Origin of the sequence: Roseobacter denitrificans OCh 114, from assembly GCF_000014045.1 — a bacterium.
Lineage (GTDB): Bacteria > Pseudomonadota > Alphaproteobacteria > Rhodobacterales > Rhodobacteraceae > Roseobacter > Roseobacter denitrificans.
On record NC_008209.1, the window covers coordinates 2,912,682 to 2,927,268 of the forward strand.

14 protein-coding genes are annotated in these 14,587 nt (G+C 57.3%); 7 read left to right on the forward strand and 7 right to left on the reverse strand.

The annotated features are described in order from the left end of the window. Positions 1 to 47: 47 nt before the first annotated feature. The gene (locus RD1_RS13980) at positions 48 to 626 is read right to left on the reverse strand and encodes a YceI family protein (RefSeq protein WP_011569171.1); all 579 of its coding nucleotides are present in this window, start codon (positions 624 to 626) and stop codon (positions 48 to 50) included. A 333-nt stretch (positions 627 to 959) separates the two neighbouring features. On the opposite strand from RD1_RS13980, the gene rpsF reads away from it, so the two are divergent. The 4 genes from rpsF to RD1_RS14000 all read left to right on the forward strand — a co-directional run bounded on the left by rpsF (position 960) and on the right by RD1_RS14000 (position 3,188). Further along, a complete protein-coding gene (gene rpsF / locus RD1_RS13985) occupies positions 960 to 1,313 on the forward strand; it encodes a 30S ribosomal protein S6 (RefSeq protein ID WP_011569172.1) in 354 nt (117 codons plus the stop codon). A 26-nt stretch (positions 1,314 to 1,339) separates the two neighbouring features. Then, the gene (gene rpsR / locus RD1_RS13990; protein WP_011569173.1) at positions 1,340 to 1,567 is read left to right on the forward strand and encodes a 30S ribosomal protein S18; all 228 of its coding nucleotides are present in this window, start codon (positions 1,340 to 1,342) and stop codon (positions 1,565 to 1,567) included. A gap of 10 nt (positions 1,568 to 1,577) precedes the next feature. Further along, positions 1,578 to 2,213: a 50S ribosomal protein L9 gene (gene rplI / locus RD1_RS13995; protein WP_011569174.1), complete on the forward strand. Its 636-nt coding sequence runs from the start codon at positions 1,578 to 1,580 to the stop codon at positions 2,211 to 2,213. A gap of 333 nt (positions 2,214 to 2,546) precedes the next feature. Further along, positions 2,547 to 3,188 carry an alternative oxidase gene (locus tag RD1_RS14000; RefSeq protein WP_011569176.1) on the forward strand — a complete coding sequence of 214 codons (642 nt, stop codon included), beginning with the start codon at positions 2,547 to 2,549 and terminating at the stop codon, positions 3,186 to 3,188. Between the two features lie 54 nt (positions 3,189 to 3,242). Here the strand turns inward: RD1_RS14000 and aqpZ are convergent, their stop codons facing one another. The 6 genes from aqpZ to RD1_RS14035 form a co-directional block, all read right to left on the reverse strand. Continuing rightward, positions 3,243 to 3,932 (reverse strand): aquaporin Z, encoded by a 690-nt coding sequence (gene aqpZ, locus RD1_RS14005; protein WP_011569177.1) that lies wholly within the window; start codon positions 3,930 to 3,932, stop codon positions 3,243 to 3,245. Between the two features lie 135 nt (positions 3,933 to 4,067). Then, positions 4,068 to 5,399 carry a trigger factor gene (tig, locus tag RD1_RS14010; protein ID WP_011569178.1) on the reverse strand — a complete coding sequence of 444 codons (1,332 nt, stop codon included), beginning with the start codon at positions 5,397 to 5,399 and terminating at the stop codon, positions 4,068 to 4,070. 235 nt (positions 5,400 to 5,634) lie between these two features. Then, positions 5,635 to 8,580, reverse strand: a complete 2,946-nt coding sequence (locus RD1_RS14015) for a cyclic nucleotide-binding domain-containing protein (protein ID WP_245897290.1) — start codon at positions 8,578 to 8,580, stop codon at positions 5,635 to 5,637. Positions 8,581 to 9,313: 733 nt separating this feature from the next. Further along, a complete protein-coding gene (locus RD1_RS14025; RefSeq protein ID WP_011569180.1) occupies positions 9,314 to 9,886 on the reverse strand; it encodes a hypothetical protein in 573 nt (190 codons plus the stop codon). Between the two features lie 93 nt (positions 9,887 to 9,979). After that, complete coding sequence (locus RD1_RS14030) at positions 9,980 to 10,702, reverse strand: RlmE family RNA methyltransferase (RefSeq protein WP_011569181.1); 723 nt, start codon at positions 10,700 to 10,702, stop codon at positions 9,980 to 9,982. Beyond that, positions 10,702 to 11,817, reverse strand: a complete 1,116-nt coding sequence (locus RD1_RS14035) for a Ppx/GppA phosphatase family protein (protein WP_011569182.1) — start codon at positions 11,815 to 11,817, stop codon at positions 10,702 to 10,704. The genes RD1_RS14030 and RD1_RS14035 overlap by 1 nt, the downstream gene beginning before the upstream one ends. Before the next feature lie 273 nt (positions 11,818 to 12,090). Between RD1_RS14035 and RD1_RS14040 the strand changes: the two genes are divergently transcribed. From RD1_RS14040 to RD1_RS14050, 3 genes are read left to right on the forward strand one after another with little or no spacing between them, the layout of a single operon-like run. Continuing rightward, a complete protein-coding gene (locus RD1_RS14040) occupies positions 12,091 to 12,387 on the forward strand; it encodes a virulence factor (RefSeq protein ID WP_011569183.1) in 297 nt (98 codons plus the stop codon). 47 nt (positions 12,388 to 12,434) lie between these two features. Then, on the forward strand, positions 12,435 to 13,361 hold the full coding sequence (locus RD1_RS14045) for a methylenetetrahydrofolate reductase (RefSeq protein ID WP_044033157.1): 927 nt from the start codon (positions 12,435 to 12,437) through the stop codon (positions 13,359 to 13,361). A gap of 18 nt (positions 13,362 to 13,379) precedes the next feature. Beyond that, on the forward strand, positions 13,380 to 14,462 hold the full coding sequence (locus tag RD1_RS14050; protein ID WP_011569185.1) for a methyltetrahydrofolate cobalamin methyltransferase: 1,083 nt from the start codon (positions 13,380 to 13,382) through the stop codon (positions 14,460 to 14,462). Positions 14,463 to 14,587 lie beyond the last annotated feature (125 nt).

The window sequence follows — 14,587 nt, forward strand, 5'->3', positions numbered from 1 at the left end:
GCGCTGTCATGGCGCGGCCTCTTGGATCGATTGGACGAACGGGTCGATTACTCCGCCTGAAGCGCCTCGATCGAGATTTGAACGGTAACCTCATCGCTCACCGCAGGCGCAAAAGCACCGAGTTCGAAATCAGACCGCAGCAGCGTGGTCGTGGCGTCAAAGCCCAGTGTGGGCGTCCCTTGCTGGGGGCCGAAAGGGTAAGGGCCGGACTTGTTCAACACCGCATCCAGCACCACAGGCTTGGTCACGTCGTTCATGGTCAGATCACCTGTAATCTTCGCCGTGTTCTCTCCGGTGACTTCGATGGATGACGATGTGAAGGAAATCATGTCATCCTCGGTTGCGCCGAAGAAGTCCTCCGACATGAAATGCGCTTCGCGGTCTTCCCAACCGGTAAACATGCTCATCGTTGGCATGGAGACTGAAACGCTGGACCCGGCTGGGTTTTCCGCGTCGAACATGATTTCCCCTTCGAAACCAGAGAACATGCCAAAGGTTGTCGAGAACCCGAGGTGGTTGTAGCTGAACAGAACCTGGCTGTGGCTGGCATCCAGCACATATTTATCCGCTGCAGACGCAAAGGAAGCTGTAGCAGCAAGCGCCGCCGCAAGAACGAGAGTTTTCATCGCCGATATCTCCGTGTTGATGTGAACCTAAAAGATGGGGCAGATGGCACCAAAAACAAATGCCGTTCACGAACAGGTTATGCGCATCTGCGAACATAACACCCCCAAGCGGCGCAAATCGTGCAAAAATAACCACCCTGCCGCATGGCACGAACGGATCGCCCGCGCCCCCTTATCCCAAGCGCATGCGCAGCCTTGCGTCATACCGAAAACCGTGTATACGCAGCACTTCCTTTTGCAAAACACTTGAACCGCGCAGTCTCTCGTGGTGGGGCCGCAAAAGGGGAAACGCCCTGCCTTTGAAATGCGCCCTGATACAAATAAGGAAGACACATGCCTTTATACGAGCATGTTATGATCGCACGTCAGGACCTGTCCAACACACAGGCCGAAGGGTTGATCGAACATTTTGGAACCGTCCTGTCCGACAACGGCGGCAAACTCGTGGATCACGAGTACTGGGGCGTCAAAACGATGGCCTACAAGATCAACAAGAACCGCAAGGGTCACTATGCATTCCTGCGCTCTGATGCGCCTGCACCGGCTGTCCACGAGATGGAGCGCTTGATGCGTCTGCATGATGATGTGATGCGCGTTTTGACGATCAAGGTTGATGAACACGCGGAACTGCCATCGGTTCAGATGCAAAAGCGCGAAGAACGTGGCGACCGCCGCGAACGTCGTTGATCGACATTAGGATAAGGACATAAACCATGGCCAGCAAACCATTTTTCCGCCGCCGCAAGGTCTGCCCCTTCTCGGGCGACAACGCGCCGAAGATCGACTACAAAGACACCCGTCTGTTGCAGCGCTACATCTCTGAGCGGGGCAAGATCGTCCCTTCCCGTATCACCGCAGTTTCCGCCAAAAAGCAACGTGAGCTGGCCCGTGCCATCAAACGCGCCCGCTTTCTGGCCCTTCTGCCCTACGCCGTGAAGTAAGGAGAACATCATGCAAGTTATCCTTCTCGAACGTGTCGCAAAGCTCGGCCAGATGGGCGAAGTCGTAGACGTCAAACCCGGTTATGCACGCAACTTTCTGTTGCCGCAGGGCAAGGCGCTGTCGGCGTCCAAAGCCAACATCGAGGCTTTCGAGCAGCAGAAAGCGCAGCTTGAGGCCCGTAACCTTGAGACCAGGAAAGAAGCCGAGGCGCTCGCGGCCAAGCTTGATGGACAACAGTTCATCGTGATTCGCTCGGCGTCCGATTCTGGCGCACTTTACGGGTCGGTCACCACCCGTGACGCAGCCGAGGCTGCAACCGAAGCGGGCTTTACCGTGGACCGCAAGCAGGTCGTGCTCTCCCCGATCAAGGAACTGGGTCTGCACGCCGTTCAGGTTGTTCTGCACCCTGAAGTGGACGCAACGATCCACTTGAATGTCGCGCGTTCCGTCGAAGAAGCCGAACTGCAGGCATCCGGCAAGTCCATTCAGGAACTCGCCGCCGAGGAAGAAGCAGCCGCTGAATTCGAAATTCAGGAACTGTTTGACGATATCGGCGCCGCAGCTTCCGAAGACGAAGAACTCGCAGAAACTGCCGGTGTGGCACCTGCAGAGCCAAGCGAGGAAGACGACAGCGCCAAGGCGTAACCCGTCATCCTATCGACATTGAAAGGCCGGGAACCGCTCCCGGCCTTTTTTCTTGGGGCAACGACAGAACCAGAGCGTCTGGCGAAATACCCGAAACATCACTTAACGCGTTGCAATCCTTGATTTCAGGCCGCGTTGCGTGATCGAGGTTTTTCGCATGACGCTTTAGCCCTTCCATGCGGCCTTGCGCATGGCGCGTTTTTTGCGCCCAAGCCCGCGCCGAAATCCCGGCACTGAAAACACCAGAAACACCATGTATTTGCGCAAAATGACGCAATACCTTGTTTCGCCTTCCGACGACATCATCTTTTCTGACAGAAACAGGAGGAATTGATGCACAACATATCAACGGCTGAAGACCCAGACGCCTTGATCCACCACACACCACCCACCGACTTGCGCGATCGCTTTGCGCTGCGGCTGGTCAAATTCATGCGGATTTTTGCAGATAAGTTCTTTGCGAAACGCTACGGGCACCGCGCTGTCGTGCTGGAAACGGTCGCGGCGGTTCCGGGTATGGTCGGCGGTATGTTGCAGCATCTCAAAGCCCTGCGCCGACTGCGCGATGACGAAGGATGGGTGCGCGAACTGCTGGATGAAGCGGAAAATGAGCGTATGCATCTGATGACATTCATCAAGGTCGCAGAACCCAGCAGGTTGGAGCGCTATCTGATCATCGCAGGGCAAGGGGTGTTCTTTAACCTCTATTTTCTGCTCTATCTCTTTGCGCCCCGCACGGCCCACCGGGTCGTCGCCTACCTCGAAGAAGAAGCGGTCATCAGCTACACGCAATACCTCGAAGAAGTCGATGCAGGCCGGGTTCCAAACATAGAAGCCCCGCAGATCGCCATTGACTACTGGAAGCTGCCCGCCGACGCACGCCTGCGGGAAGTCATCGTGGCCGTGCGCGCTGACGAAGCGGGCCACCGGGACCGGAACCACGAAATGGCGAACGAACTGGCGTCATCCGCCTGACTGTTGCACGGCCTCCCCTGCGATCGGCGGAGGCCGTGATCCTCTGCGCGGGTGTCAATCGTCGGTGGTCATGAGCTTCCAGATCGCCGCGCCGATCGCTGCGCCGATCAAGGGAGCCACCCAAAACAGCCAAAGCTGCGTCACGGCGGGACCTTCGGCAAACAGCGCAACACCTGTTGAGCGGGCCGGGTTGACCGATGTATTGGAGACCGGGATCGAAATCAGGTGGATCAAGGTCAATCCCAGACCAATGGCAATGGGCGCAAAGCCAGCCGGTGCACCTGAAGACGTGGAACCGAGGATGATAATCAGGAAAAATGCGGTCAGCACAATCTCGACAACCAAAACAGAGATCAGTGAATACCCCTGCGGCGAGGCCTCGGCATACCCGTTTGAGGCAAAGCCACCAACCCCTTCAAACCTGGCGCCGCCAGATACGATCATGAACAAGACCGCGGCTGCGAGGGCAGCACCGGCCACCTGGGCTGCCCAATAAGGCAAGAGATCCTTGCCATCAAATCGTCCCCCGATCAGCAGACCGAGCGACACCGCCGGATTGAAATGACCGCCCGAAATATGACCCACCGTATAGGCCATCGTCATCACCGTCAGGCCAAATGCGAGGCTCACCCCGAGCCAGCCAATACCCACATCAGCCACACCGGCGGCCAGAACGGCACTGCCGCAACCACCGAACACCAGCCAAAACGTGCCGAAAAATTCGGCCATCAGTTTCTTTGTCATTGCGCACCTCTGTTCAAATCAAATGATTGGTGCGTTCAACCTTAAACTGAATGAATTTCAAATCACGACGGTAAAATTGAAAAAACCGGCGTCATTTCTGACACCGGTCTCATCAATCAACGCAAATCGCGTGTTTTACTCTTCTTCAAGCGCTTCGACAGCTTTCTGCAGATCGTCCTTGGACACTTCCTTTTCGGTGACTTTTGCACCTGCGAACACGTGATCGACGACCTTGTCTTCGAAGATCGGGGCACGCATCTGCTGCTGCATCTGCTGGTTTTGCTGCACGAACTCAAAGAACTGACGCTCCTGACCGGGGTACTGGCGCGCCTGGTTCATGATCGCCTGGCTCATCTCCGCATCCGTCACTTCGACCTTGGCCTTCTGGCCGATATCGGCCAGCAACAACCCAAGACGCACGCGGCGCTCCGCGAGCTTGGTGTGTTCTTCGGTCGGCGTGATTTCCGGATGATCGTGTCCCTGCACATCCGGGTTTTCCTCATGCCAGAGTTGGTGCGCAATTTGGCCGGCTTCTGCGCTGACCAGTGATGGCGGCAAGTCAAAGTCGACGATGTCATCAAGGGCATCCAGCAGGGAACGCTTCATGATCGCGCGTGCGGCACCGGCATATTCCGCCTCCAGACGCTCTGCGATCTGACCCTTCAGGGCCGCGAGGTCTTCGGCGCCGAACTTCTTGGCCAACTCGTCATCGATTTCCGCCGGAACGGGTTTCTTGACCTCTTTGACAGTGCATTCGAACACGGCTTCTTTGCCGGCAAGGTTTTCCGCCTGGTAATTCTCGGGGAAGGTCACGGTGACCGCTTTCTCTTCCCCGGCCTTGACGCCCACAAGCTGCTCCTCGAAACCCGGAATGAAGGAATTTGACCCGAGCACCAGCGGGTAATCCTCCGCCGCACCGCCGTCAAAGGCCTCACCGTCGACCTTGCCGAGGAAGTCCATGACGATCTGGTCGCCGTCTTTCGCCTTCGAACCCTTCTTGCGGTTCTCGAAATTCTGTGCGGTTTCTGCGAGACTGCCCAGCGCTTCGTCAATCGCGGCGTCATCCGCCTTGACGGTCATTCTCTCAAGCTCAATCGCTGAAAAATCAACATCGGGGATATCGGGAAGCGCCTCGTAGGACATCGACACCTCGATGTCGTCACCCTCTTTCCAGTTCTCGTTGGTCATCTTGACCTCGGGCTGCATGGCAGGGCGATCCCCGGACGACGTGAAATGGTCGTTCATCGCACCATCAATGCTTTCCTGCATTGCTTCGCCCATGACCTTTTGGCCAAACTGCTTTTTCAGCAGCGCCATCGGCACCTTGCCTTTGCGAAAGCCCTTCATTTCGACTTCGGGCTGGGCTTCTGCCAGCTTCTCGTTGACCTTGGCATCCAGTTCAGCCGCGGTGACCTTGATGGCATAGCCGCGTTTCAAACCTTCATTCAGCGTCTCGGTGACCTGCATATGTGCTCCATAGGGTAAGGCGCGCCAGACAGACGCGGATATCAAAATTTCCGCTGTTCTATGTGCGTCGCAGCCAAGGTGCAAGAGGCTGCGCACCGATAAAGTCCAAAGGCTGATCGGCCTGAGAAAACATCCTGGTGCCAATGCTTCATTCAAAGGTATGCCACGTAGCCAGACACCGCGCTCGCGAGGCCCCGAGAACCAACAGAAACACCGCAGCGCTTCAGGAAAGCGCTTATCCTGCGTATCCCGCCACGACCTGCAGAAGCCTGAATGCGGTGGCCGCGTCATTTTCCACAACCGCCAGAAACTCTTCTGCACCAATGCGCAACGCCAATACGTCGGTTTTTGCCCGCATCGTGAGCGCGCGCGGCTCATTGCGGATGAGGCCCAATTCCCCCACCAGCTTGCCCGGCACGACCGTCGCAATCATCGCCTCAGGCCCATCATCATCGGGTTTCACCAGAACGGCTTCGCCAGACAGAACCATATAGGCACCATCCGTAGGCTCGTCGCCTTTATTGAAAATCGTATCCCCTGCATCGGCCTCAAACCACTTGGCTCCGAAGGCAAGCAGGCGCAACTGGCGACGGTCAAGGCCCGAAAACAGATCGGTCGCTTCGAGCGCCCGCAGTTTACGTTGCAAATCGGCGCGAGCGGCGGAATCCTCGGGCGTGTTATCGACAGGGTCAGCCGCCTGCATACGCCCTTGCACGACCTTGAGATGAACATCAAATTTCTCTGCATCTTCAAAACGATCCGAAATATAGATCATCGTGGTGTCAGGCAGCAGTCTGCGCAGGTTTTTATGCGCCGCGACGCGCAACTCCATATCATAGCTGGCAAGTGTCTGTTCCATGATCAGGATATCGGGGCGCTTGATCGCGGCACGCATCACCGCCAGCGCCTCCGCAAATACCGCAGGCAGGTTCGACCCGTTCAAATCAAGCGGCATGTCATAGATGAGATCAATGACCGCCGGTTTCAGCCCCTCTTCCTCCAGCACCTCGGACACGCGCCGCCGCACATCATCCGCCCGTGCGCCGGCACCCTCAGACAGCTTTCCAAAAAGCGCGTTCTCAAGGACGGATACGCCCTCTGCCACGCGCGACGGATCAAGGGGCGCATAAAGATCCCCCAGCGTCGCCATGAATTTTTCGCGATTTTCCACCCGTTGTGCCACGATCTGCCGCTTCATCTCATCGGTAAAAGCAGGCCCGATCTGTTCGGCCGTTATCTGTGCCGGAATGGTCATCAGAACGGCTTTGTCTGCGGCGGGCAAACGGTCCAGCGGTTTGTCCTTGGCCACTGCGATGACTTGGACAGCCTTGTCAAAAAACGCAGGCTCAAGGCCAAGTTTGCGAAACAAAGGGTGCTCGGTTCCGTCCTGACCGAAAATCTGGGCCAGCAATTCGATGACGTCCCTGGCAAGCGACAAAAGACCGCTTTCCAGATCAAGACGGCGCAGCAAGTCAAAGAAAACAGTCTGCTGTGCCATCTGATCTTGCGTCATCGCCTGTCTGAGCGTGGCAAAAATCAGGTTGTTGGTTACAGGTAGGGCCGGGTTGTAGGTCTGTGGATCAAAGCGGTGGACGTATTTGTCCAAAGCGGCTTCCTGCAGGGCGGCCCAGACCCTTGGGCGGCATGTGATCAGTTTTTGCTGTAAATCCGCAGAAACCTCAGCTGTAACAATCTGGTCGAGGGATTTGCGATATATCGGCCCATCAGATCCAATTGCGTCAATCAGCGTGAGCCACCAGCCACGCAACGCGTCTTGGTCGGCCTCCCCCGCCTGAACGGGATCAATCCAATCGGTATCGGCCAAATCCGCACTGTTCCCGGAGGCGACGGCTTCGGTGATTGCATGATTTTGCGCGTCCGTCGGCTTTTGCGATCCGGGCTGGAACAGGGACATCATCACGTTGTCGCCAAATGAGCCACGGAACAATGCAGGATCAGACGTTGCATGCCCGATCCGTCGTGCGAGCGTCGCCTGATGGAGCTTGCGCATCTCATGACTGTTGACATGGATGGTGCCGGAAAGGGGCACGACCTCTCTGGTCAGCACATCCGCAAGGGCTTGGCGGTCTTCCTCACTTTGCGCCTCGATTCCCACCAATGCGCCGGCAGGGGCATGCAGTGTAATGGCTTCCAGAACCATATTTCCGTCCACATCCATCACACTTACGTCTTTCAAGGCCAGATTGCCGTTCAGACGCACATCGGTGGCGGGCTGTTCGCCTAGCAACGATTCATCAATGACGCCGGTGGGTGAGAACTTGTCGATGACGGTTTCCCACCGCAGGCTCATATCCTGCGTCTGGTTGTAGTAGGCCAGAAGCTCCTTCCAGGGAGAGCTGAGGTCTTTATACGCCGCCAAAGCCGCGACCAGAGCACCAAGCGATACGGCCCCCTGAATAACCAGATACCCACCGACTGCAAAAAAGAAGAAAGGCGTGAGTTGCGTGATGAAGTTATTGATGAACTTCATGAAAAACTTCTTCTGGTAGATACGGAAGCGGATCGCATAGACGACCCCCAAGCGCTGCGTGACCAGCGCCAGACGATACCGCCACCCGCCGTTCTCACGCAGATCACCCGCACCATTTGCCGTCTCACCAATCAACGCGGCAAGCGCGCGCACCTCCTTGATCCGGGCCTTGTTCATCAAGTTGATCTGGCGCTGCAGTTTCGGGATGATCCAAGCCTGTAGCGGGATCAAAGCGACCGCGGCCAAACCAAACCACACGCTTTGCAAAAACAGAAACGCCAGAATGGTCAGCATTTGCCCGGCCTGTAAAACCGGTTGCGCCAAGGCGTCCCCCATCAGCCCGCCCATGGGTTCGGTCTCGCCGGTGATCATCGCGACCAATTCGCCTTGCGATGTGCGTCGAAAATATGGTTTGGGAAAGCGCAGCATGCGCGCGATCAACCCGTATCGCAGCCGACGCAGCATCCGCTCGGACAGCACACCTTTCATGGTGTTGATCCGCATTTTCAGCAAGCCATGCAGCAGCACTGACAACAGGAATGCCGCGCATAACAGCCAAAGAAACTGGATCTGACTGAGTTCGAGACCAGCAACGGAAATCACCGATGTCTGAGACCCAATGGCGTCGTTTATGATCCGCTTGGGCAATTCCAATGTCAGATACAGGAACGGAAACAGTGTCAGTGTCACTGCCAAAAGAACAAACTGGTCGCGTTTCGAGTGGCGCCAAATAAACTTGAACAATGTCTTTTCGATAGAACGCACCCCCGTGCGCACGTCTGTAAATATCTATGCGCGCCAGCTTAACGGGCAGAAGCGCGATACAGCAAATCATTTATTGCCGTTGTTTAGCCCGTTTCGCAGCTAAATCACCGAGTCGTAAAACCAGCCCGCCTTGGCGCTGTTTCCCTGCTATTGAAAATTGAAAGGTCCGGGTGCCGCATCGCGGCTGCCTGACAGGCTTCTGGCTGCCCCCTTCAAAAATCGCAGGCCGAATGCACGCCGGCAGCAAAAGACGATGCCCCTGACAAGACGCCGGCATGCCAGCTCTGCGCCGGGCAAGCATTCAGAACGTCAGCGCGAAAACAATTCCGCCAAAGCGTGATGCGAGAAAACTCAACCACACACTGATGCCTGCAATCCAAGATTTAATGCGTCAAGGCGTCATGCGAATAACTTCGATCACATAACTCTGCCTGAGAGACTGCAACGCGCTACGTGATGTTTCGGGTAATTCGTCAGTCGCACTACAGCGTTCCAAGTTACTCATGCAGCGCTTGCTCGCCATTTCAATCTGAGGTTGAACGCGACAGGTGACATCCGATGCTTCTCGTGTTTCGCGATACGGCATGCGTCCACGATGCGCGTTCGCAGCGATTGTGTTGCAGACCCGCCGCGTTGTGGGAGCCTGCAACGAAGTTTTTTAGAAAAAGGCTTCCGCGTTCAGGCCAATCGTCATGGCACCAACGGCTTCGCCGGTCGCCGGATCGGAAATCGTCACGGAGATCTGGCCTTGATAGCTTTGTGTGCTCTCGTCAAATTCAATCGCATCCACAAAGACTGCGCCGGACCCGACGCCATATGTCTCGGTGAACTTTGCCTCATCACCCTGCCAGTAATCAGAAGTGATATCACTCGCGGCGACGTTCAGGCCCAAAGCATCCATGACGAATATTTCGGTGATGCGGCCGCCCGACGCTGCAACCTGCTCCCCAAGAAAGGCGGAGAGATCACGGCCCATGACACTGCTGATCAGGGGCTGGTCTGCTTGCCCGACCTCAGCGCGCCAGGCGGTGTCCCATTCGATGATCTGCGCTTCTGAACTGCCAGCTGTTTCGGCATTCTGAGATTGGATTGCGCTGATGACCTGCGCGGATTGTGCCCAGCTCATGATATCAGCCTCTACAAAGGCGCGCATGGCGGGCGGTGCGTCAACTGCGTGAGCAAGACTGGCTGCGACAACCATGGGGGCGGACAGCAAAATGGTACGAAACATGTTCGGGTTCCCTCATTAAGATACGACCGGCCGAAATGGCACGGCTTCTGGCACATGCTAAGCAGCTTGACTTTAATACGAGGTAAAAATTGCTCAGGCTTTAGCGCGAAAGCCAGTTGCGACGACAAATTTCTCCGAACTGTCCTGCCGGGAGGCCGGGGGTTTGATGTTGGCAACCTTTGCAAACCGTTGCTTCAGCAGCTTTTGCAACTCACCTTCCGCCCCACCTGCGAGCACTTTCGCGACAAAGGTGCCGCCCTCCTCCAGAACATCAAATGCAAAATATGCCGCCGCTTCGCATAGCGCTATGATGCGCAAATGGTCCGTCTGCTTGTGCCCCGAGCTTGACGCGGCCATATCGGACATCACCACATCGGCCTTGCCACCCAACCAGACGCGCACCTGTTCATCCGCGTCATCGGCCATGAAATCCAGCTGATAGAGCGTCGCGCCCGCGATCGGCTCCATCTCCTGCAGATCAACCCCCAGAACGCTGCCCTGCGCCTTGCTTGTCCGCTCTCCCAGCGCATTCACGCGCTTGACCGCCACCTGACACCAGCCACCGGGCGCACAGCCCAGATCCACCACACGCGCACCCGGCACCAGAAACCGGAACCTGTCATCCAACTCCAGTATCTTATAGGCCGCCCGCCCGCGATACCCCTCACTGCGGGCGCGTTTTACATATGGGTCGTTCAACTGACGCTGAAGCCAGCGCGTTGAACTCAGCTTGCGCCCGCGCGCGGTCTTGACCTTGACCTTCAGATCACGCTGCCCGCGCCCCGATGTATTTTGACTGCCCGGTTTTTTCGCCATCAGAACGCCCCGTCTTCCAACACACCCTGCGCACTCATCTGCGCATAAAGCAGCCCTTCGCGCAGGCCACGATCCGCCACCGACAACCGATCCGTTGGCCAGCAGCGCATCAAAGCCTGAAGGATCGCCGCCCCCGACATGATCAGCGCATGGCGATCCGCACCGATGCGCGGATCGGCACGCCGCCCGTCCGGCCCCAGCGCCAGATAGGATCGGATGACACGGTCAATCTGATCCGTTGTCATATGCAGACCATCCACTTTCTTGCGGTCATAGCGTTTCAGCCCGAGGTGGCTCGCTGCAACGGTCGTCACCGTGCCCGAGGTGCCGACGATCTGGAATTTCTCCTGCGGCTGCGTGTCGTGATAGGGTGCGAAATCTGACAGGTTTTCCTCGAAAAACCAGCTCATCAGCGCAAAGCGCGCCGCATCATCATCCACATCACTGAATTGATCGCGCAGGGTCGCAACGCCCAAAGGCACAGAAATCCAGTCAACCACACGCGCTGCGGGCACATCCCCCAGCCCACGGGCAAAGCCTGCATTGAGATGCATGATCGAGCGCGCCCGCTCGTTCTTGGGCACGTCCTTGAGGTCAATCCAGACCAGTTCCGTCGACCCACCGCCAATATCCACCACCAGCAGGTTCTCGGTCGAGCGACTGACCAGCGGCGCACAGGAGATCACGGCCAGTTGCGCCTCTTCCTGCGCCTTGATGATATCCAGCCGCAGCCCCGTTTCGCGCTGCACACGGCGGATGAATTCATCCGCGTTTTGCGCGCGGCGACAGGCTTCGGTCGCGACCAGACGCATGTACCGCACCTTGTTGCGCTTCAGTTTCTGCTGACACACGCGCAATGCCTGAATGGTGCGCGTCATGGATCCGCGCGACAACCGCCCGGTTTTCTCCAGACCGGCGCCCAGTTGCACCGATTTGGAAAAACTGTCGACCACATGAAAGCCGCTGCCTTCCGGCTGCGCAATCAGCATGCGGCAACTATTTGTACCCAGATCAAGGGCTGCGAAAAGCTCACTTGACCGGGGCGGAACTGGCGCGGGGCTCAGAGCCGTCTTACTTTTGAGCGCGCCCGCACCTTTGTGACGCTGTGGCGCCATGGGTTGCGCCTTTCATTTCGAGTTGGGTTTACGCTAACGGCTGTGCGTCTGCTGCGCAAGCACGGGCGCGCGCTTTCATGTGGTTTTCGCGCCGAGCGTCGCCGAGAAGGTCGGATGTTTACCGTGGGGGCAGAGCAGCGCAGGAGCCTGTCATCGGTTGAATTGGCATTGATACCACCGCCCGCGTCGCGGACAGGGCCTATTTTGTCGAAATTCACCCCTATCCGCGCAAACCGCCCCGTTAGACAGGGTGCACAACAGGTAGGAATCACGATGCCCGAAGTCACGATTGTATATTGGCGCGACATCCCCGCTCAGGTGATTGTGGGAAAGGGACGTCGCGGGTCAAAACGACCGCTGCCAGAACGTTTCGAGCAGGCGATTGATCGTGCGGCCATGAAGGTTGGCGCGGGCGATACGGATGCCTATCTTGCACAGTGGCGCAAAGCTGCACCTGTGGAGATGCCGGGAACACCGGATGAAATCGCAGATGCAGAAGCTGCCCGACTAGATGCTGAATTTGACCGTGCGCGCCTCAAGGCGCTGATTGATAACGATGGTTGGGCCTGAGCCTGCCACGCCTGATAGACACACTCTTGTCCCGAAAGGAACGCCTCGTGGCCTTGTTGAATTTCAAGCGCAAAGTTGCGCCAGCCTCGCCTTCCGTCAATCCGGATGTCGAGGCGTTTTTGCAGGATTACTCGATCGAAGTCATGCCGCGCACCGCCGAGAAAGTGGATGATTTCCGCGCCCTGCTGCCCGAAGGCACCCGCGTATATATCGCCCATATCGAAGGAACGCCCATTGAGGAGATGGTCGCAACCGCGAAACGTCTGAATGACGACGGGTTCGCAGTAATGCCACATTTCCCGGCCCGCATCATCAGGGACCGCGCCACCCTCAAGGACTGGATTGCCCGGTATCAGGGCGAGGCGAATGTACATCAGGCGCTGCTGCTGGCAGGCGGTGTCGAGAAGCCGCTCGGGGACTTTGACAGCTCCATGCAGTTGATGGAAACGGGTCTGTTTGATGAGGCCGGGTTCAAACGCCTGCATGTTGCGGGCCACCCCGAGGGCAACCGCGATATTGACACCGATGGGTCGATGAAAAACGTATCCGCCGCGCTGCGCTGGAAAAACGATTTTCAATCCCGCACGGATGCGCAGTTGGCCATCGCGACGCAATTTGCCTTTGACGCCAAACCCATCATCGCATGGGCCGACACCATCGCCGCCGAAGGGATCACCCTGCCCGTTCACATTGGCATTGCCGGTCCGGCCAAGCTGCAAACGCTGATCAAGTTTGCGATTGCCTGCGGCGTTGGCCCCTCGCTGAAGGTGCTGCAGAAGCGCGCGATGGATGTCACAAAACTCTTGCTGCCTTATGAGCCGACGGATGTCGTTGCGCAATTGGCCGCCCACAAGGCCGCGAATCCTGACTTCAACATCACGAACGTTCATTTCTTTCCACTCGGCGGGATCAAGACGAACGCCAACTGGGCCATCGAAAACGGCGGCTCCTCCGCAAAACCGGCAAACGCCTGATCCAAGGACTTATTCCTGATGACAAAGACCATCGTCGAATCAAAAACCAAGACTGCGATCATCGGGTTCGATCAGCCCTTTTGCGTGATCGGGGAACGCATCAACCCGACAGGGCGCAAGAAACTCGCGCTTGAACTGGAAGCAGGCGACTTTTCCACTGTCGAGGCCGATGCCATGGCGCAGGTCGCGGCCGGGGCGACGGTGCTGGACATCAATTCGGGCGCTGTCTTTTCCAACAAGATGGCCGAAGATACCCGCTATGCGGACAACAACTTTGTCGAACCGCCCTTGATGCGCGAGTTGGTCCTGCGCGTGCAGGCCATCGTTGATGTGCCGCTTTGCATCGACAGTTCCGTACCCGGTGCGCTCGAATCAGGTCTCGAAGCGGCCGAGGGTCGCCCCTTGCTAAATTCGGTCACCGGCGAGGAAGAACGGCTGGAAGTGGTCTTGCCGCTGGTCAAGAAGTATAATGTGCCTGTCGTAGCTATTTCGAACGACGATACCGGCATTTCGGAGGATCCGGACGTACGATTTGCCGTCGCCAAAAAGATCGTCGAACGTGCCGCTGATTTCGGCATCCCGGCGCATGACATCGTGGTTGACCCCCTCGTGATGCCAATCGGAGCGATGGCCACCGCAGGGCATCAGGTATTCACGCTGGTGCGTCGGCTGCGCGAGGAATTGGGTGTCAACACGACCTGCGGCGCATCCAACATCAGCTTTGGCTTGCCCAACCGTCACGGCATCAACAACGCGTTTTTGCCAATGGCGATGGGTGCTGGCATGACCTCTGCCATTATGAATCCCGTCGCCCTGCCCGTTTCCGCAGCCCGAATCGAAGCCAAGAAGATGGAACTGGCCGCGGCAGGTGTTGTGTTTCCCGAAGACATGGACCTTGAGACCTTTTGCCAACTGACCGGTTTGGGTTCGACCCGACCGCGGCCCGGAAAAGAGATGGAGGCCATCCGTGCGGCGAATTTCCTGACCAACAATGACCCGCACGGGGGCGCCTGGATCGCGTTTAACAAGGAAGCCCCCAAGCCGGGCCAGGAAGGTCGCGGACGTGCGGCGCGCACGGGTGGGCGGCGCCGTCGCGCGTGATTGGCTTTTTGAGCAGACAATTCTGGAACCCCCGTCGATGACATCGCCGGGGGTTTTTTTGTTTAAAAACAAAGATCTGTCATGTCCGGCGAACCAATTTCGCTTATTTCACACCTAAAATTCCC

Excerpts from the sequence above, each read along its gene's own strand:
- RD1_RS13980 (WP_011569171.1), bottom strand. The coding sequence starts at position 626 with ATGAAAACTCTCGTTCTTGCGGCGGCGCTTGCTGCTACAGCTTCCTTT.
- rpsF (WP_011569172.1), top strand. The coding sequence starts at position 960 with ATGCCTTTATACGAGCATGTTATGATCGCACGTCAGGACCTGTCCAAC.
- rpsR (WP_011569173.1), top strand. The coding sequence starts at position 1,340 with ATGGCCAGCAAACCATTTTTCCGCCGCCGCAAGGTCTGCCCCTTCTCG.
- rplI (WP_011569174.1), top strand. The coding sequence starts at position 1,578 with ATGCAAGTTATCCTTCTCGAACGTGTCGCAAAGCTCGGCCAGATGGGC.
- RD1_RS14000 (WP_011569176.1), top strand. The coding sequence starts at position 2,547 with ATGCACAACATATCAACGGCTGAAGACCCAGACGCCTTGATCCACCAC.
- aqpZ (WP_011569177.1), bottom strand. The coding sequence starts at position 3,932 with ATGACAAAGAAACTGATGGCCGAATTTTTCGGCACGTTTTGGCTGGTG.
- tig (WP_011569178.1), bottom strand. The coding sequence starts at position 5,399 with ATGCAGGTCACCGAGACGCTGAATGAAGGTTTGAAACGCGGCTATGCC.
- RD1_RS14025 (WP_011569180.1), bottom strand. The coding sequence starts at position 9,886 with ATGTTTCGTACCATTTTGCTGTCCGCCCCCATGGTTGTCGCAGCCAGT.
- RD1_RS14030 (WP_011569181.1), bottom strand. The coding sequence starts at position 10,702 with ATGGCGAAAAAACCGGGCAGTCAAAATACATCGGGGCGCGGGCAGCGT.
- RD1_RS14035 (WP_011569182.1), bottom strand. The coding sequence starts at position 11,817 with ATGGCGCCACAGCGTCACAAAGGTGCGGGCGCGCTCAAAAGTAAGACG.
- RD1_RS14040 (WP_011569183.1), top strand. The coding sequence starts at position 12,091 with ATGCCCGAAGTCACGATTGTATATTGGCGCGACATCCCCGCTCAGGTG.
- RD1_RS14050 (WP_011569185.1), top strand. The coding sequence starts at position 13,380 with ATGACAAAGACCATCGTCGAATCAAAAACCAAGACTGCGATCATCGGG.